The organism is uncultured Veillonella sp. (genome assembly GCF_963522475.1).
Classification (GTDB): Bacteria; Bacillota; Negativicutes; order Veillonellales; family Veillonellaceae; genus Veillonella.
Genome location: NZ_CAUQYW010000009.1, coordinates 58,734 through 77,631 on the forward strand (window position 1 = coordinate 58,734; position 18,898 = coordinate 77,631).

General features: G+C 39.2%; 17 protein-coding genes and 3 pseudogenes. 19 read left to right on the top strand and 1 reads right to left on the bottom strand.

All coding sequences use genetic code 11. The features are described from left to right. The first annotated feature begins 22 nt into the window (after positions 1 to 22). The 19 genes and pseudogenes from ilvA (at position 23) to RWP19_RS06605 (ending at position 18,628) form a co-directional block, all read left to right on the top strand. Complete coding sequence (gene ilvA, locus RWP19_RS06515) at positions 23 to 1,246, top strand: threonine ammonia-lyase (protein ID WP_295210098.1); 1,224 nt, start codon at positions 23 to 25, stop codon at positions 1,244 to 1,246. A gap of 18 nt (positions 1,247 to 1,264) precedes the next feature. Continuing rightward, positions 1,265 to 2,974, top strand: a complete 1,710-nt coding sequence (ilvB, locus tag RWP19_RS06520; protein WP_314356956.1) for a biosynthetic-type acetolactate synthase large subunit — start codon at positions 1,265 to 1,267, stop codon at positions 2,972 to 2,974. Next, positions 2,974 to 3,462, top strand: coding sequence for an acetolactate synthase small subunit (gene ilvN / locus RWP19_RS06525; RefSeq protein ID WP_314356958.1), 489 nt, complete (start codon positions 2,974 to 2,976; stop codon positions 3,460 to 3,462). The genes ilvB and ilvN overlap by 1 nt, the downstream gene beginning before the upstream one ends. 11 nt (positions 3,463 to 3,473) lie before the next feature. After that, entirely contained in the window at positions 3,474 to 4,259 is a 786-nt protein-coding gene (locus RWP19_RS06530) for an ABC transporter ATP-binding protein (RefSeq protein WP_295259648.1), read from the top strand. 373 nt (positions 4,260 to 4,632) lie between these two features. Then, positions 4,633 to 4,947 (top strand): YdcP family protein, encoded by a 315-nt coding sequence (locus RWP19_RS06535; protein WP_000420682.1) that lies wholly within the window; start codon positions 4,633 to 4,635, stop codon positions 4,945 to 4,947. Between the two features lie 15 nt (positions 4,948 to 4,962). Continuing rightward, the gene (locus RWP19_RS06540; RefSeq protein WP_000985015.1) at positions 4,963 to 5,349 is read left to right on the top strand and encodes a YdcP family protein; all 387 of its coding nucleotides are present in this window, start codon (positions 4,963 to 4,965) and stop codon (positions 5,347 to 5,349) included. A gap of 28 nt (positions 5,350 to 5,377) precedes the next feature. Further along, the gene (locus RWP19_RS06545; protein ID WP_000813488.1) at positions 5,378 to 6,763 is read left to right on the top strand and encodes an FtsK/SpoIIIE domain-containing protein; all 1,386 of its coding nucleotides are present in this window, start codon (positions 5,378 to 5,380) and stop codon (positions 6,761 to 6,763) included. 2 nt (positions 6,764 to 6,765) lie between these two features. Beyond that, positions 6,766 to 6,918: a hypothetical protein gene (locus RWP19_RS06550; RefSeq protein ID WP_000879507.1), complete on the top strand. Its 153-nt coding sequence runs from the start codon at positions 6,766 to 6,768 to the stop codon at positions 6,916 to 6,918. A 22-nt stretch (positions 6,919 to 6,940) separates the two neighbouring features. Continuing rightward, the gene (gene mobT, locus RWP19_RS06555; protein WP_000398284.1) at positions 6,941 to 8,146 is read left to right on the top strand and encodes a MobT family relaxase; all 1,206 of its coding nucleotides are present in this window, start codon (positions 6,941 to 6,943) and stop codon (positions 8,144 to 8,146) included. Between the two features lie 42 nt (positions 8,147 to 8,188). After that, positions 8,189 to 8,410 (top strand): hypothetical protein, encoded by a 222-nt coding sequence (locus RWP19_RS06560; protein ID WP_001009056.1) that lies wholly within the window; start codon positions 8,189 to 8,191, stop codon positions 8,408 to 8,410. 116 nt (positions 8,411 to 8,526) lie between these two features. Next, the gene (locus RWP19_RS06565; protein ID WP_000342539.1) at positions 8,527 to 9,024 is read left to right on the top strand and encodes an antirestriction protein ArdA; all 498 of its coding nucleotides are present in this window, start codon (positions 8,527 to 8,529) and stop codon (positions 9,022 to 9,024) included. 88 nt (positions 9,025 to 9,112) lie between these two features. Beyond that, on the top strand, positions 9,113 to 9,505 hold the full coding sequence (locus RWP19_RS06570; RefSeq protein WP_000723888.1) for a conjugal transfer protein: 393 nt from the start codon (positions 9,113 to 9,115) through the stop codon (positions 9,503 to 9,505). Further along, complete coding sequence (locus tag RWP19_RS06575; RefSeq protein ID WP_000331160.1) at positions 9,489 to 11,936, top strand: ATP-binding protein; 2,448 nt, start codon at positions 9,489 to 9,491, stop codon at positions 11,934 to 11,936. Before RWP19_RS06570 ends, RWP19_RS06575 begins: the two co-directional genes overlap by 17 nt. A 2-nt stretch (positions 11,937 to 11,938) precedes the next feature. Next, positions 11,939 to 14,117: pseudogene (locus tag RWP19_RS06580) on the top strand (CD3337/EF1877 family mobilome membrane protein). After that, the gene (locus tag RWP19_RS06585) at positions 14,114 to 15,115 is read left to right on the top strand and encodes a lysozyme family protein (RefSeq protein WP_000769868.1); all 1,002 of its coding nucleotides are present in this window, start codon (positions 14,114 to 14,116) and stop codon (positions 15,113 to 15,115) included. Before RWP19_RS06580 ends, RWP19_RS06585 begins: the two are co-directional and overlap by 4 nt. Continuing rightward, entirely contained in the window at positions 15,112 to 16,047 is a 936-nt protein-coding gene (locus tag RWP19_RS06590) for a conjugal transfer protein (RefSeq protein WP_001224320.1), read from the top strand. Before RWP19_RS06585 ends, RWP19_RS06590 begins: the two co-directional genes overlap by 4 nt. 244 nt (positions 16,048 to 16,291) lie before the next feature. Further along, a complete protein-coding gene (locus RWP19_RS06595) occupies positions 16,292 to 16,408 on the top strand; it encodes a tetracycline resistance determinant leader peptide (protein WP_001814923.1) in 117 nt (38 codons plus the stop codon). Between the two features lie 15 nt (positions 16,409 to 16,423). Then, positions 16,424 to 18,343 carry a tetracycline resistance ribosomal protection protein Tet(M) gene (tet(M), locus tag RWP19_RS06600; protein ID WP_002414694.1) on the top strand — a complete coding sequence of 640 codons (1,920 nt, stop codon included), beginning with the start codon at positions 16,424 to 16,426 and terminating at the stop codon, positions 18,341 to 18,343. Positions 18,344 to 18,461: 118 nt separating this feature from the next. After that, positions 18,462 to 18,628: pseudogene (locus RWP19_RS06605) on the top strand (cysteine-rich KTR domain-containing protein). A gap of 59 nt (positions 18,629 to 18,687) precedes the next feature. On the opposite strand, the pseudogene RWP19_RS06610 reads toward RWP19_RS06605, so the two are convergent. Beyond that, positions 18,688 to 18,898, bottom strand: a pseudogene (locus tag RWP19_RS06610) (XRE family transcriptional regulator); the annotation flags it as partial.

Below are 18,898 nucleotides of genomic sequence, written 5' to 3' on the forward strand. Positions count from 1 at the left end.
CTATCAATAGGAGATGGTTCACATGCATAAGTTGTATGATTTTATGGAAGCTCGTGAGAGACTTAGCACAATTACTGTAAAAACAAAACTGCTTCACAGTGATGTGTTCTCCGATGAATGTGGCAATGATGTATATATCAAGCCAGAAAACTTGCAAATAACAGGTTCCTTTAAAGTTCGTGGTGCATATAATAAAATTGCAAAATTAACAGAAGAAGAAAAGGCACGCGGTGTTATCGCCGCATCTGCTGGTAACCATGCGCAAGGTGTAGCTCTTGCTGCAAAACGTTTAGGCATTAAAGCGACTATTGTTATGCCAAAACATACGCCTCTTATCAAGGTGAATGCTACAAAACAATATGGTGCAGAAGTTGTTTTATCTGGTGAGATTTATGATGAAGCTTACCAAAAGGCAATGGAGCTCCAACAAGAACACGGTTATGTGTTTGTACATCCTTTCGATGATGAAGATGTCATTGAAGGGCAAGGTACAATTGCATTAGAGGTTCTTGAGGAATTACCTGATGCGGACGTATTGTTAGTTCCTGTTGGTGGTGGAGGTATTGTTTCTGGTATCGCAGCGGCTGCAAAATTAAAAAATCCTAGTATCAAGATTATTGGTGTAGAACCAGAAGGTGCAGCCAGTGCATTAGCTGCATTAAAAGCAGATCATCCTGTACCATTGGGCGAAGTAGCAACTATCGCAGATGGTACAGCTGTACGTCAAATTGGTGAGACTACATTAGAATATATTAAGAAATATGTAGATGAAATTATTACTGTCTCTGACTATGAGTTGATGGAAGCATTTTTATTGCTTGTAGAAAAACATAAGTTAGTGGCAGAAAACTCTGGTATTTTACCATTGGCGGGTCTAAAAAAATTAGACTGCAAAGGTAAAAAGGCAGTAGCTATTGTCAGTGGCGGTAATATCGACGTACTTACTATTTCTTCTATGATCAATAAAGGCCTAGTATTGCGTGGTCGTATCTTTACATTCTCTGTTAATCTTCCAGATAAACCAGGTCAATTGGTTGCCGTATCTCAAATGCTTGCAGATGCAGATGCAAATGTTATTAAACTCGATCATAATCAGTTTAAAAATCTTGACCGTTTCCACGAAGTGGAATTACAAGTTACGGTAGAAACAAATGGTGAAGAACACATTCAACACATTATTGATACTTTCAAAAATAATGGTTACAGTATTAAACGATTAAATTCCAGCGAGATTTTATCTGAATAGCTGGTTGAAAGGGTTCCTATGAGCGCAGAAACAATCAATGGGGCACGCATTGTCCTTGAAACATTGCATCGCCTAGGTGTAACTGACATGTTTGGTTATCCAGGTGGTGCGGTAATTCCAATTTATGATGAAATTTATAGCTTCCCTGAAATTAAACATTATTTTGTTCGTCATGAACAAGGTGCAGCACATGCAGCGGATGGTTATGCACGCGTATCTGGTAAAGTAGGCGTATGTCTTGCTACCTCTGGTCCTGGTGCAACCAATCTTGTAACCGGAATCATGACTGCTTATATGGATTCGGTACCTATGGTGGCGATTACTGGTCAGGTAGGTAGAGCTCTTATTGGTAAGGACTCCTTCCAAGAAGCAGATATCCAAGGTATTACTATGCCGATTACAAAACATAACTACCTTGTTCAAGATATTCGAGATTTACCTCGCATCATTAAAGAAGCATATTTTATTGCTGGTACAGGCCGTCCAGGTCCTGTTCTCATTGATATTCCAAAGGATATTCAAACAGAAAAAATATCCATGGCAGAATACAATAAATTGTACGAAGTACCTATTCACCTTGAAGGGTATGATCCAACATATAAAGGTCATCAAGGTCAAATTAAGAAAGCGGCTACTCTTATTAAAAATGCGAAGCGTCCGCTTATTATTGCCGGTGCTGGTGTATTGAAATCTGGAGCTATGGATGAGTTAAAGGAATTAGCAGAAAAGGCTCAAATTCCTGTAACTAATACATTGGTAGGTTTAGGTGGCTTCCCAGGTAATCATGAGTTGGCTCTTGGTATGGTCGGTATGCATGGATCTGTAGCGGCTAATAACTGTACAGAAGAAGCAGATCTAGTTATTGCTGCAGGTATTCGTTTCCACGACCGCATTACTGGTCATCCTGATTTCTTTTGTAAAAAAGCTAAAATTATTCATATCGATATTGATCCAGCTGAAATTGATAAAAACGTTACTATTAATGTGCCAATCGTAGGTGATTTGAAGCGAGTTTTAACGGAACTCAATGCACTTGTGGAGCCTACAACTCATGAAGCGTGGATTGCACAAATTCGTGAATGGCAAGAGGAATATCCTATGGTAATTCCTGAATCTAAAGATGGTGTATTACATCCACAATACGTATTATCTGAACTTAACAAGATTGCTAAAGAGGATGCAGTTATCGTAACTGACGTAGGCCAACATCAAATGTGGGCGGCTCAATTCTTAACTCATAAAAAACCTCATACCATTGTTACATCTGGTGGTGCAGGTACCATGGGCTATGGTTTACCAGCAGCCATTGGGGCTCAAGTGGGGGCACCTCATAAACAAGTTATCCTTGTTGTTGGTGATGGTGGATTCCAAATGACCTTTGAAGAGCTCATGATGGTTCGCCAATATAATTTACCAATTAAGATTGTTATCATTAATAATGGTTACCTTGGCATGGTTCGTCAATGGCAACAAATCTTTAATGCTCGCCGTTATTCCTATGTAGATTTGGAAGTGAGTCCAGACTTCTTGAAATTGGCAGATGCCTTTGATTTGAAAGCCGCTCGTATCGACAATGTAGAGGATTTCAATAAAGAATTTAAATCTTTCATTACGTCTGATGAAAGTATCATCTTGGATTGTCGTGTAGCAAGAGAAGATAATGTATTGCCGATGATTCCAGCTGGCGGTACTGTAAGCGGTATGATGGGCAAGAAAGGGGTGCTATAATGGTGAGAGAACATCAAGTCTTAGTAATTGCAAAAAATACAGCAGGCATTGGTGCACGTATATTGGCACTCTTTAACCGTCGTGGTTTTAATGTTACAAAGATGACATCTGGTATTACAAATACACCAGGCTATGCTCGTATTACCCTCACCGTTGAGGCGGATGATCGCATCTTAGATCAAATTCAAAAACAAATTTACAAGCTCATTGATGTTGTTAAAGTTAAAGTTTTTGAAAATCATGATGTAGTATGCCGAGAGTTAATGCTTATTAAGGTAAAAGCAACTGCTGCAACACGATCTCAAATTGTACAAATTGCCGATGTATATCGTGGCAATGTGCTCGATATTTCTCCTACTTCTATGATTATTGAAGTCATTGGTAGCGTAGAAAAATTGCGCGGCTTCATTCAAATTATGGAAACTTATGGTGTCCTTGAAATTGCCAAAACTGGCATTACAGCAATGAGCCGTGGTGAAAAAATTTAGGAGATGATTGTGTGAGTAGTGAATTACTCCATTATGAAGACGTCAAGTTTCGTCGTGAAGGCCGAGAAATTTTAAAAGGCATACATTGGCATATTGAAGAAGGGGAGAATTGGGCTTTATTAGGCCTAAATGGAGCTGGTAAATCGACAATGCTCAGTATGATTCCGGCATACCAAATTCCTACAACAGGTTCATTGCGAGTGTTTGGTCATGAATTTGGTAAATATGCATGGGTAAAGATTAAAAATCGTCTAGGCTTTGTAAGTGCCACATTAGGTCAATTTCAATCTACATTGGATCGACAATTAGTGGAGAATGTTGTTCTATCTGGTGCATTTAATACTATTGGTGTGTATAAAGATGTTACAGATGAACAACGTAAGAAGGCAGCTGAATTGATGGCAGAGTTTAAAATTTCCTATTTGGAAGGTCATAAATTCTCAACCTTGTCTGTTGGTGAACAACGTCGTGTATTATTAGCTCGTGCTATTATGGCAAATCCAGATTTACTTATATTGGATGAGCCTTGTTCAGGTCTTGATTTGCCTGCTCGTGAACAATTTTTAAAAACAGTAGAGAGCATGGCGAGGGATGAGAAAAAGCCATTTATTTATGTTTCTCATCAGATCGAAGAAATTATGCCCAGTATTACACATGTAGCTATTATTAAAGATGGTCTTATTGTGTACAAAGGCAAGAAAAAGGATATCTTAACAGATGAAATCCTAAGCGATGTATTTGGTATTGATGTATCCGTTGTATGGGAGAAAAATCGTCCATGGGTTATAGTTAAATAAGAGCTAAGAATCCGGAGTATTCATTTTTTTTTCTACTAAAAATAGCATAAAAATCTAGTTATCCGCATAAAAACTGGACTTATCACACTTTATCAAGGTCAAAACCACTCAATTTACTACTAATTTACTACTTATGAATGAGCTTTGATACGACGATTTATCCTTGAAAAGTGAAGATATAAAGATACTTCCAATAAAATTTGAATATTTAATAGGTAGACACTTCAAAAAATGAGGTGTCTATTTTTTTACCCGATTTTGAAAGGAAGTGAACTTATGAAAACAAAAAATCAAGAATCAAAAGGTCGTTCCCCACTCTTTAAGACCATCAAACATTCATTCAGCCAATAAAAAAGAAAGGATAGGTAAAAATATGGAACTTAAATTTGTGATTCCCAACATGGAAAAAACATTCGGCAATTTAGAATTTGCTGGCGAGGATAAAGTCGTTCAGCGAAGAATCAACGGACGGCTAACTGTCTTATCAAGAAGCTATAATCTCTATTCTGATGTTCAAAGAGCAGATGATATTGTGGTGGTGCTTCCTGCTGAAGCTGGCGAAAAACATTTCGGCTTTGAGGAACGTGTGAAGTTAGTCAATCCACGTATTACCGCAGAGGGCTACAAAATCGGCACTCGTGGTTTTACAAATTACCTTTTACATGCTGACGACATGATAAAAGAATAAAGAAAGAGAGGAAAAATGATGAGATTAGCAAATGGCATTGTATTAGATAAAGACACGACTTTTGGAGAATTGAAATTCTCTGCTCTACGTCGTGAAGTGAGAATCCAAAATGAAGACGGGTCGGTTTCAGATGAAATCAAGGAACGTACCTATGACTTAAAATCCAAAGGACAAGGACGCATGATTCAAGTAAGTATTCCTGCCAGCGTGCCTTTGAAAGAGTTTGATTATAACGCACGGGTGGAACTTATCAATCCCATTGCGGACACCGTTGCTACTGCCACCTATCAAGGAGCAGATGTTGACTGGTATATCAAGGCAGACGATATTGTGCTGACAAAGGATTCTAGTTCATTCAAAGCTCAACCACAAGCAAAGAAAGAACCGACACAAGACAAATAGTCGCTAGGTAGAAAGGAGACTTTTTCGCATGAAACAGCGTGGTAAAAGGATTCGCCCATCTGGTAAAGATTTAGTCTTTCATTTTACGATAGCGTCACTCCTGCCTGTTTTCCTGCTGGTTGTCGGACTGTTTCATGTGAAGACAATCCAGCAGATCAACTGGCAGGATTTTAACCTATCACAAGCAGATAAGATTGACATTCCCTATTTAATTATCAGTTTCAGTGTCGCAATTCTTATCTGCTTGCTGGTAGCGTTTGTATTCAAACGGGTTCGCTATGATACGGTTAAACAACTTTACCACCGTCAAAAACTGGCAAAGATGATACTTGAAAACAAGTGGTATGAATCTGAACAGGTCAAAACAGAGGGTTTCTTTAAAGATAGTGCTGGTCGTACAAAGGAAAAGATAACCTACTTCCCTAAAATGTATTATCGACTTAAAAATGGCTTGATACAGATACGGGTGGAAATCACGCTGGGAAAATATCAAGACCAACTCTTACACTTGGAAAAGAAATTAGAGAGTGGCTTGTACTGTGAGCTGACGGATAAAGAGTTAAAGGATTCCTATGTGGAATATACTTTGCTCTATGACACCATAGCCAGTCGTATTTCTATTGATGAAGTAGAAGCTAAAGATGGTAAACTTCGCTTAATGAAAAACGTATGGTGGGAATATGATAAGCTCCCTCATATGTTGATTGCTGGTGGTACAGGTGGCGGTAAAACTTACTTTATACTGACACTGATTGAAGCCTTGCTTCATACAGATTCAAAACTGTATATTCTTGACCCGAAAAATGCTGACCTTGCGGACTTAGGTTCTGTGATGGCAAATGTCTACTATAGAAAAGAAGACTTGCTTTCTTGCATTGAAACATTCTATGAAGAAATGATGAAACGTAGTGAGGAAATGAAGCAGATGAAGAACTATAAGACTGGCAAAAATTATGCTTACTTAGGTCTCCCGGCACACTTCTTAATCTTTGATGAATACGTCGCTTTCATGGAAATGCTGGGAACAAAAGAAAACACCGCAGTTATGAATAAGCTGAAACAGATTGTCATGTTAGGTCGTCAAGCTGGCTTCTTTCTAATACTGGCTTGTCAACGTCCAGACGCAAAATATTTAGGCGACGGAATCCGTGATCAGTTTAATTTCAGAGTGGCTTTAGGTCGTATGTCTGAAATGGGCTATGGCATGATGTTTGGCAGTGACGTACAAAAGGATTTCTTCTTAAAGCGAATCAAAGGTCGTGGCTATGTTGATGTAGGAACAAGTGTCATATCAGAGTTTTATACTCCCCTTGTACCAAAAGGATATGATTTCTTGGAGGAAATTAAAAAGTTATCCAACAGCAGACAGTCCACGCAGGCGACGTGCGAAGCGGAAGTCGCAGGTGTGGACTGATCTTGCTGGCTGGTGTGGCAATAGCCACGCCAGCACTTAACCCCCCGTATCTAACAGGGGGGTACAAATCGACAGGAAACAGTCAAAAAAACATTAGAAAATCCTTTGGTTACAAGGGATTTACAAAATTTCAGCGTATGTCAAATGGGCTTTAAAAGTTGACATACGCCTTTTTGATTGGAGGGATTTTTACTGAATGAACAAACTTGGTTACAGCATTTAAAAGAAAAACGCTTGGCTTATGGACTATCTCAAAACCGTTTAGCTGTTGCGACTGGTATTACAAGGCAGTATCTAAGCGATATTGAAACAGGAAAAGTCAAGCCATCAGAGGATTTACAGCAGTCCCTTTGGGAAGCTCTGGAACGCTTCAATCCCGACGCTCCCCTTGAAATGCTGTTTGATTATGTAAGGATTCGCTTTCCGACAACAGACGTACAGCAGGTGGTCGAAAACATCTTACAACTGAAACTGTCCTATTTTCTTCATGAGGACTATGGTTTCTATTCTTATTCAGAGCATTATGCTTTAGGCGACATATTCGTCCTTTGCTCCCATGAACTGGACAAAGGAGTTCTGGTGGAATTGAAAGGTCGTGGGTGCAGACAATTTGAAAGCTATCTTCTGGCACAACAAAGAAGCTGGTATGAGTTCTTTATGGACGTTTTGGTGGCTGGCGGTGTGATGAAACGCCTTGACCTTGCCATTAACGATAAGACAGGGATTTTGAATATCCCTGTACTCACTGAAAAGTGCCAACAGGAAGAATGTATCTCCGTCTTCCGCAGTTTTAAAAGCTATCGCAGTGGCGAACTGGTACGCAAAGAGGAAAAGGAATGTATGGGAAACACCCTCTATATCGGTTCATTACAAAGTGAAGTTTATTTCTGTATCTATGAAAAGGACTACGAGCAGTACAAGAAAAATGATATTCCCATTGAAGACGCAGAAGTAAAAAACCGTTTTGAGATTCGATTGAAAAATGAGCGTGCCTATTATGCAGTCCGTGATTTACTCGTCTATGACAATCCAGAGCATACCGCCTTTAAAATTATCAATCGGTATATCCGTTTTGTAGATAAAGACGATTCCAAACCTCGTTCTGATTGGAAACTGAATGAAGAATGGGCTTGGTTTATTGGGAACAATCGTGAACGATTAAAACTAACCACAAAACCAGAGCCTTACTCCTTCCAAAGGACGCTGAACTGGCTATCTCATCAAGTTGCCCCGACCTTAAAGGTTGCGATTAAACTTGATGAAATCAACCAGACGCAGGTTGTAAAAGACATTCTCGACCATGCGAAACTGACAGACCGACACAAGCAGATTTTGAAGCAACAGTCAGTAAAAGAACAGGACGTGATAACAACAAAAAAATAACTCAAATACAAATTCATTGAATATAGAGAGGAGAACATTTTTATGAATTTTGGACAAAACCTTTATAACTGGTTTCTATCAAACGCTCAATCACTGGTGCTTTTAGCAATCGTTGTGATTGGCTTGTATCTTGGCTTCAAGCGTGAGTTTAGCAAACTGATTGGCTTTTTAATTATTGCGATTATTGCGGTTGGCTTAGTCTTCAACGCTGCTGGAGTAAAAGACATTTTACTAGAGCTATTCAATCGCATTATTGGTGCTTAAATAAAACCGTTCTTTTGTGGAATATAAGTGGTTTTCTTATGTTCCGCAAAGGAATGGTACACCAAACGAAGTGCGGTAGGGATTTTTGAATCTCTACAAAGAAAGGACGTGAATATATGGACGATATGCAAGTCTATATTGCGAATTTAGGCAAATACAATGAGGGCGAATTGGTCGGTGCGTGGTTTACCTTTCCCATTGACTTTGAGGAAGTCAAAGAGAAAATCGGCTTGAATGATGAATATGAGGAATACGCCATTCATGACTACGAGTTACCCTTTACGGTTGACGAATACACTTCCATTGGCGAACTCAATCGACTATGGGAAATGGTATCGGAATTACCCGAAGAATTACAATCGGAGCTATCTGCTCTGCTCACTCATTTTTCAAGCATTGAAGAACTAAGCGAACATCAAGAGGATATTATCATTCATTCCGATTGTGATGATATGTATGACGTGGCACGCTACTACATTGAAGAAACGGGTGCTTTAGGCGAAGTACCAGCTAGTCTTCAAAACTATATTGATTATCAAGCCTATGGTCGGGATTTAGACCTTTCAGGAACGTTTATCTCAACCAATCATGGGATTTTTGAAATCGTCTATTAAATCTGTCGGTACATTACTACTGGCAGATTTTCTATTTTACGGGGTGGCTCAATCAGCTACCCCTATTTTTTATGAAAGGATTGATTACATGAAGAAAATACGAAGCTATACCAGTATCTGGTCTGTGGAAAAGGTACTGTATTCTATCAATGATTTTAGACTTCCGTTTCCCATAACCTTTACGCAAATGACATGGTTTGTCGTGTCACTCTTTGCAGTGATGATACTTGGCAACTTGCCCCCTCTTTCCATGATAGAGGGAGCATTTCTCAAATACTTTGGGATTCCTGTGGCTTTCACATGGTTTATGTCTACAAAAACTTTTGATGGTAAAAAGCCTTATGGATTTTTGAAGTCTGTCATTGCTTATGCACTGCGACCAAAGCTGACCTATGCAGGAAAAAAAGTAACGCTTGGCAGAAACCAGCCACAAGAAGCCATTACAGCAGTTAGGAGTGAATTTTATGGCATATCCAATTAAATACATTGAAAACAATCTCGTCTGGAATAAAGACGGGGAATGTTATGCTTACTATGAGCTTGTTCCTTACAATTACTCATTTCTAAGTCCAGAACAGAAAATACAAGTGCATGATTCTTTCAGACAGCTTATCGCACAAAATCGTGATGGCAAAATTCATGCTTTACAAATCAGTACAGAATCCAGCATACGTTCTGCACAAGAGCGTTCCAAAAATGAAGTCACTGGCAAGCTCAAAGCGGTTGCCTATGACAAAATCGACCAACAGACAGACGCTTTAATATCCATGATTGGCGAAAATCAAGTGAACTACCGTTTCTTTATCGGCTTTAAGTTGCTTCTCAACGATCAGGAGTTTTCTATGAAAAGTCTTACCGTTGAAGCAAAAAATGCTTTGTCTGATTTTGTCTATGATGTGAACCATAAGCTGATGGGCGATTTTGTTAGTATGAGTAATGATGAAATCCTGCGTTTTCAGAAGATGGAAAAGCTCTTAGAAAATAAAATCTCTCGTCGTTTCAAAATCCGCAGGTTAGATAAGGATGACTTCGGCTATCTGATTGAACACCTTTACGGACAGACAGGCACTGCCTATGAAGAGTATGAGTACCATCTATCAAAGAAAAAGCTGGATAATGAAACGCTGATTAAATACTATGACTTGATTAAGCCTACTCGCTGTTTGGTGGAAGAAAAACAGCGATATTTGAAAATCCAGCAGGAAGATGAAACCGTCTATGTAGCTTACTTTACCATTAACAGCATTGTCGGAGAACTGGACTTCCCGTCCTCTGAAATCTTCTACTACCAGCAACAGCAATTTACATTCCCGATTGATACGTCAATGAATGTGGAAATTGTAGCGAATCGTAAAGCCCTATCTACTGTCCGCAATAAAAAGAAAGAACTGAAAGACTTGGATAACCACGCTTGGCAAAGTGATAATGAAACCAGCTCCAATGTGGCGGAAGCTCTGGAAAGTGTGAATGAGCTGGAAACCAATTTAGACCAAAGCAAGGAATCTATGTACAAGCTGTCTTATGTGGTAAGGGTATCAGCAAATGATCTTGACGAACTCAAACGTCGTTGTAATGAAGTGAAAGATTTTTATGACGATTTAAGCGTAAAACTGGTACGACCATTTGGGGATATGCTCGGCTTACATGAAGAATTTTTACCTGCCAGCAAGCGTTATATGAATGATTATATTCAATACGTGACCTCTGATTTCCTCGCTGGTTTAGGTTTTGGTGCTACTCAAATGCTGGGGGAAAATGAGGGGATTTATGTTGGCTACAGCTTAGATACTGGACGCAATGTCTATCTGAAACCTGCTCTTGCCAGTCAAGGGGTTAAGGGTTCAGTAACCAATGCGTTAGCGTCGGCTTTTGTTGGTTCGCTGGGTGGTGGTAAATCCTTTGCGAATAACCTTATCGTCTATTATGCGGTGCTTTATGGGGCACAAGCAGTGATTGTAGACCCAAAAGCAGAACGTGGCAGATGGAAAGAAACCTTGCCAGAGATTTCCCATGAAATCAATATCGTCACTCTGACTTCTGATGAGAAAAACAAAGGCTTACTTGACCCTTATGTGATTATGAAAAATCCCAAAGATTCTGAATCACTGGCTATTGATATTCTGACATTCCTTACGGGGATTTCCTCTCGTGATGGGGAACGCTTCCCAATCCTTAGAAAAGCCATTCGTGCAGTAACCAATAGTGAAGTACGAGGGTTGATGAAAGTGATTGAGGAATTACGGGTTGAGAATACGCCACTAAGTACCAGTATAGCCGACCATATCGAAAGTTTTACAGACTATGACTTTGCACATTTATTATTCAGTAATGGTTATGTGGAGCAGTCTATCAGCTTAGAAAAACAACTGAACATTATACAGGTTGCGGACTTGGTACTTCCCGACAAGGAAACTTCCTTTGAGGAATATACCACTATGGAGCTTTTATCCGTTGCTATGCTGATTGTCATTAGTACCTTTGCTTTAGACTTTATCCATACAGACCGAAGCATTTTCAAGATTGTAGATTTAGACGAAGCATGGAGCTTTTTACAGGTAGCACAAGGAAAAACACTATCTATGAAGCTGGTTCGGGCTGGTCGTGCTATGAACGCTGGGGTATATTTCGTGACCCAAAATACAGACGACCTCTTAGATGAAAAACTGAAAAATAACCTCGGCTTAAAATTTGCATTTCGTTCCACTGACCTTAACGAGATTAAAAAGACCTTAGCCTTTTTTGGTGTAGACCCAGAGGACGAAAACAATCAGAAGCGATTGCGTGATTTGGAAAACGGGCAATGCCTTATCAGTGATTTATATGGTCGTGTCGGTGTGATACAGTTCCACCCTGTATTTGAAGAACTGCTCCATGCCTTTGATACCAGACCACCTGTGCGAAAAGAGGTGTAAATGTGAAACCATCAATAGTAAACAGAATAAAATCAAACTGGACGCTGAAACGTCTAGGTAAAGTGGCAATGACAGTGGCTTTCACACTTGTGATTGCCATTTTTCTTTTAGCCATGCTGGGAACGGTGGTTCAAGCTGCGGGCTTGGTAGATGATACGGTCAATGTGGCAAATGAATACAGCCGATACCCACTTGAAAACTATCAACTGGATTTTTATGTGGATAATAGCTGGGGCTGGCTTCCGTGGAACTGGTCGGACGGGATTGGAAAACAGGTCATGTATGGACTATATGCCATTACCAATTTTATTTGGACAATCAGTTTGTATGTTTCCAATGCGACAGGTTACTTAGTACAGGAAGCCTATTCCTTAGACTTCATTTCCGCTACAGCAGATTCCATTGGTAAGAATATGCAGACCTTAGCTGGTGTGAGTGCAAACGGATTTTCAACAGAGGGTTTCTATGTTGGATTCCTCTTACTCTTGATTTTGGTTCTTGGGGTTTATGTTGCCTATACGGGACTGATAAAGAGAGAAACCACAAAGGCAATTCATGCCATTATGAATTTTGTGCTGGTGTTTATCCTATCGGCTTCCTTTATTGCCTACGCTCCCGACTACATTAAAAAAATCAATGACTTTTCATCAGACATCAGTAATGCCAGTTTATCACTTGGCACGAAGATTGTCATGCCCCATTCCGATAGTCAAGGCAAGGACAGCGTGGACTTAATCAGAGATAGCCTGTTTTCCATACAGGTTCAGCAACCGTGGCTACTGCTTCAATACAACAGTTCAGACATTGAAAGTATCGGTATTGACCGTGTGGAAAGCCTGCTCTCCACCAGCCCAGATTCCAACAATGGCGAAGACAGAGAAAAAATTGTTGCGGAAGAAATTGAAGACAGAAGCAATACCAATCTAACCATTACAAAGACCATTAACCGTTTAGGTACAGTCTTCTTCCTATTTGTCTTCAATATTGGGATTTCCATATTTGTATTCCTATTAACAGGAATCATGATTTTCTCGCAGGTACTTTTTATCATCTATGCTATGTTTCTGCCTGTGAGCTTTATTTTAAGCATGATTCCATCATTTGATGGTATGTCAAAACGAGCCATAACAAAGCTCTTTAATACCATTTTGACACGAGCTGGAATCACATTGATTATTACGACAGCATTTAGTATTTCAACCATGCTCTATACCTTATCGGCTGGTTATCCGTTCTTTTTGATTGCTTTTCTACAGATTGTGACCTTTGCAGGAATCTACTTCAAGCTGGGCGATTTAATGAGTATGTTTTCTCTACAGAGTAACGATTCTCAAAGTGTGGGAAGTCGTGTGATGAGAAAACCTCGTATGCTTATGCACGCTCACATGCACCGTCTACAGCGGAAACTTGGACGTTCCATGACTACTCTAGGGGCTGGGTCTGCCATTGTTACAGGTAAAAAAGGACAGTCGGGTTCGGGGAGTTCTGCAAGGACACAAGCAGATCACTCCCGACCAGACGGAAAGGAAAAATCAACACTTGGAAAACGTATCGGTCAAACCATCGGTACAGTAGCTGATACCAAAGACAGAATGGTAGACACTGCTAGTGGTTTGAAAGAACAGGTTAAAGATTTGCCGACCAATGCAAGATATGCAGTATATCAAGGAAAATCCAAAGTAAAAGAGAATGTCCGTGATTTAACCAGTAGTATTTCTCAAACCAAAGCGGACAGAGCCAGTGGACGCAAGGAACAGCAGGAACAAAGGCGAAAAACCATTGCGAAGCGTCGCTCTGAAATGGAACAGGTCAAACAGAAAAAAACAGCCTGCTTCTTCTGTTCATGAAAGACCGACTACAAGACAAGAACAATATCATGATGAACAGACCTCAAAACAGTCTAATATTCAGACTTCATATAAGGAATCTCAACAAGCCAAACAAGAGCGTCCAGCAGTTAAGTCCGATTTTTCAAGTCCAAAAGTGGAACGCCAAGGCAATACCGTTCAAGAAAAAACCGTTCAAAAGCCAGCAACTTCAACCACTACAGCAGATAGAACTTCACAACGTCCAATCACAAAAGAACGTCCGTCTACTGTTCAAAGAGTACCACTACAAAATACAAGAAGTAGACCACCAATCAAAACCGCCACCATTAAGAAAGTCGGTAAGAAACCATGAAGTTGAAAACTTTAGTGATTGGTGGTTCTGGATTATTCTTGATGGTCTTCTCACTGCTTCTGTTTGTTGCCATTTTATTTTCAGATGAACAGGACAGCGGAATTTCCAATATTCATTATGGAGGTGTGAATGTTTCCGCAGAAGTGCTGGCTCATAAGCCTATGGTAGAAAAATATGCCAAAGAATATGGCGTTGAAGAATATGTCAACATACTTCTTGCGATTATACAGGTGGAATCGGGCGGTACTGCGGAAGATGTTATGCAGTCCTCGGAATCCCTCGGTCTTCCACCTAATTCATTGAGTACAGAAGAATCCATTAAGCAAGGTGTGAAGTATTTCAGTGAATTATTAGCCAGTAGCGAAAGGCTCAGTGTAGATTTAGAATCGGTTATCCAGTCCTACAATTATGGTGGTGGTTTCTTAGGGTATGTGGCTAATCGTGGAAATAAATATACCTTTGAACTGGCTCAAAGTTTCTCAAAAGAGTATTCAGGTGGCGAAAAAGTGTCTTACCCCAATCCCATAGCCATACCTATCAATGGGGGCTGGCGATACAACTATGGCAATATGTTTTATGTGCAACTGGTAACGCAGTATCTTGTCACAACAGAGTTTGATGATGATACGGTACAAGCCATCATGGACGAAGCACTGAAATATGAGGGCTGGCGATACGTTTACGGTGGAGCTTCCCCGACTACTTCTTTTGATTGTAGCGGACTGACACAATGGACGTATGGAAAAGCTGGAATTAACTTACCACGAACCGCACAACAGCAATATGATGTGACCCAGCATATCCCACTATCGGAAGCACAAGCTGGCGATTTGGTTTTCTTTCATTCTACCTATAACGCTGGCTCTTATATTACTCATGTTGGGATATACCTTGGCAATAACCGTATGTTTCATGCAGGCGACCCAATCGGTTATGCCGACTTAACAAGCCCCTACTGGCAACAGCATTTAGTGGGAGCAGGACGAATCAAACAATGAGAAAGGAAGATTTAATGATGAAATTTAGAAAAAATCAGAATAAAGAAAAACAGATACCAAAGGAAAAGAAACCTCGTGTCTACTATAAGGTCAATCCTCATAAAAAGGTTGTGATTGCCTTGTGGGTACTTTTAGGGCTTAGTTTCAGCTTTGCGATATTCAAGCACTTTACAGCTATAGATACTCATACTATTCACGAAACAACTATCATAGAAAAGGAATACGTTGATACTCATCATGTAGAAAATTTTGTAGAGAACTTTGCGAAAGTCTACTATTCATGGGAGCAATCCGATAAGTCCATTGATAATCGAATGGAAAGTCTAAAAGGCTATCTGACAGATGAACTTCAAGCTCTCAATGTTGATACAGTACGCAAAGATATTCCTGTATCGTCTTCTGTAAGAGGATTTCAGATATGGACGGTAGAGCCAACTGGCGACAATGAGTTTAATGTAACCTACAGTGTAGACCAGCTCATTACAGAGGGAGAAAATACAAAGACCGTCCACTCTGCTTATATAGTGAGTGTCTATGTAGATGGTTCTGGAAATATGGTACTGGTTAAGAATCCGACCATTACCAACATACCTAAGAAATCAAGTTATAAACCAAAAGCCATTGAAAGTGAGGGGACGGTTGATTCCATTACAACCAATGAAATCAATGAGTTTTTAACGACGTTCTTCAAGCTCTATCCTACAGCGACAGCCAGTGAACTTTCCTACTATGTGAATGACGGGATATTAAAACCAATCGGAAAAGAGTACATCTTTCAAGAACTGGTAAATCCTATTCACAATCGTAAGGATAATCAAGTCACGGTATCGCTGACAGTGGAGTATATCGACCAGCAGACCAAAGCAACGCAGGTATCTCAATTTGATTTGGTACTTGAAAAGAACGGGAGTAATTGGAAGATTATAGAATAACAAATATTGGTACATTATTACAGCTATTTTGTAATCACGTACTCTCTTTGATAAAAAATTGGAGATTCCTTTACAAATATGCTCTTACGTGCTATTATTTAAGTATCTATTTAAAAGGAGTTAATAAATATGCGGCAAGGTATTCTTAAATAAACTGTCAATTTGATAGTGGGAACAAATAATTGGATGTCCTTTTTTAGGAGGGCTTAGTTTTTTGTACCCAGTTTAAGAATACCTTTATCATGTGATTCTAAAGTATCCGGAGAATATCTGTATGCTTTGTATGCCTATGGTTATGCATAAAAATCCCAGTGATAAGAGTATTTATCACTGGGATTTTTATGCCCTTTTGGGCTTTTGAATGGAGGAAAATCACATGAAAATTATTAATATTGGAGTTTTAGCTCATGTTGATGCGGGAAAAACTACCTTAACAGAAAGCTTATTATATAACAGTGGAGCGATTACAGAATTAGGAAGCGTGGACAGAGGTACAACGAAAACGGATAATACGCTTTTAGAACGTCAGAGAGGAATTACAATTCAGACGGCGATAACCTCTTTTCAGTGGAAAAATACTAAGATAAACATCATAGACACGCCAGGACATATGGATTTTTTAGCAGAAGTATATCGTTCATTATCAGTATTAGATGGGGCAATTCTACTGATTTCTGCAAAAGATGGCGTACAAGCACAAACTCGTATATTGTTTCATGCACTTAGGAAAATAGGTATTCCCACAATCTTTTTTATCAATAAGATTGACCAAAATGGAATTGATTTATCAACGGTTTATCAGGATATTAAAGAGAAACTTTCTGCGGAAATTGTAATCAAACAGAAGGTAGAACTGCATCCTAATATGCGTGTAATGAACTTTACCGAATCTGAACAATGGGATATGGTAATAGAAGGAAATGATTACCTTTTGGAGAAATATACGTCTGGGAAATTATTGGAAGCATTAGAACTCGAACAAGAGGAAAGCATAAGATTTCATAATTGTTCCCTGTTCCCTGTTTATCACGGAAGTGCAAAAAACAATATAGGGATTGATAACCTTATAGAAGTGATTACGAATAAATTTTATTCATCAACACATCGAGGTCAGTCTGAACTTTGCGGAAAAGTTTTCAAAATTGAGTATTCGGAAAAAAGACAGCGTCTTGCATATATACGTCTTTATAGTGGCGTACTGCATTTGCGAGATTCGGTTAGAATATCGGAAAAGGAAAAAATAAAAATTACAGAAATGTATACTTCAATAAATGGTGAATTATGTAAAATCGATAAGGCTTATTCCGGGGAAATTGTTATTTTGCAGAATGAGTTTTTGAAGTTAAATAGTGTTCTTGGAGATACAAAGCTATTGCCACAGAGAGAGAGAATTGAAAATCCCCTCCCTCTGCTGCAAACGACTGTTGAACCGAGCAAACCTCAACAAAGGGAAATGTTACTTGATGCACTTTTAGAAATCTCCGACAGTGACCCGCTTCTGCGATATTATGTGGATTCTGCGACACATGAAATCATACTTTCTTTCTTAGGGAAAGTACAAATGGAAGTGACTTGTGCTCTGCTGCAAGAAAAGTATCATGTGGAGATAGAAATAAAAGAGCCTACAGTCATTTATATGGAAAGACCGTTAAAAAAAGCAGAGTATACCATTCACATCGAAGTTCCACCGAATCCTTTCTGGGCTTCCATTGGTCTATCTGTAGCACCGCTTCCATTAGGGAGCGGAGTACAGTATGAGAGCTCGGTTTCTCTTGGATACTTAAATCAATCGTTTCAAAATGCAGTTATGGAGGGGATACGCTATGGCTGTGAACAAGGATTGTATGGTTGGAATGTGACGGACTGTAAAATCTGTTTTAAGTATGGCTTATACTATAGCCCTGTTAGTACCCCAGCAGATTTTCGGATGCTTGCTCCTATTGTATTGGAACAAGTCTTAAAAAAAGCTGGAACAGAATTGTTAGAGCCATATCTTAGTTTTAAAATTTATGCGCCACAGGAATATCTTTCACGAGCATACAACGATGCTCCTAAATATTGTGCGAACATCGTAGACACTCAATTGAAAAATAATGAGGTCATTCTTAGTGGAGAAATCCCTGCTCGGTGTATTCAAGAATATCGTAGTGATTTAACTTTCTTTACAAATGGACGTAGTGTTTGTTTAACAGAGTTAAAAGGGTACCATGTTACTACCGGTGAACCTGTTTGCCAGCCCCGTCGTCCAAATAGTCGGATAGATAAAGTACGATATATGTTCAATAAAATAACTTAGTGTATTTTATGTTGTTATATAAATATGGTTTCTTGTTAAATAAGATGAAATATTTTTTAATAAAGATTTGAATTAAAGTGTAAAGGAGGAGATAGTTATTATAAACTACAAGTGGATATTGTGTCCTGTATGTGGAAATAAAACACGATTAAAGATAAGGGAAGATACTGAATTAAAAAATTCCCCCTCTATTGTCCGAAATGCAGACAAGAAAATTTAATTGAAATAAAGCAGTTCAAAGTAACTGTGATTACAGAGCCAGACGCAAAGACGCAGAGCCGATAAAATGAGATTAATACAATCTCATTTTATCGGCTCTTTCCGTTATGTATGGATTCTTTTAATTAGTCTTCGATGTTTCTTGCTTCGTTGATACCGCTGGCTAAAGATTCCATTAAGGATAGTTCTTTGTCTGTAAAGCTATCCATGTATTTCTCTATCTGTAATCGTCGGGTGCTTTTTACCAAGTTATTAGCAGGTAAGAAAAATTCATCAACGGAAACATGAAGTAACGATACAAGGTCATAAAGAACTTGTATGCTGGGGTGTTGCCCT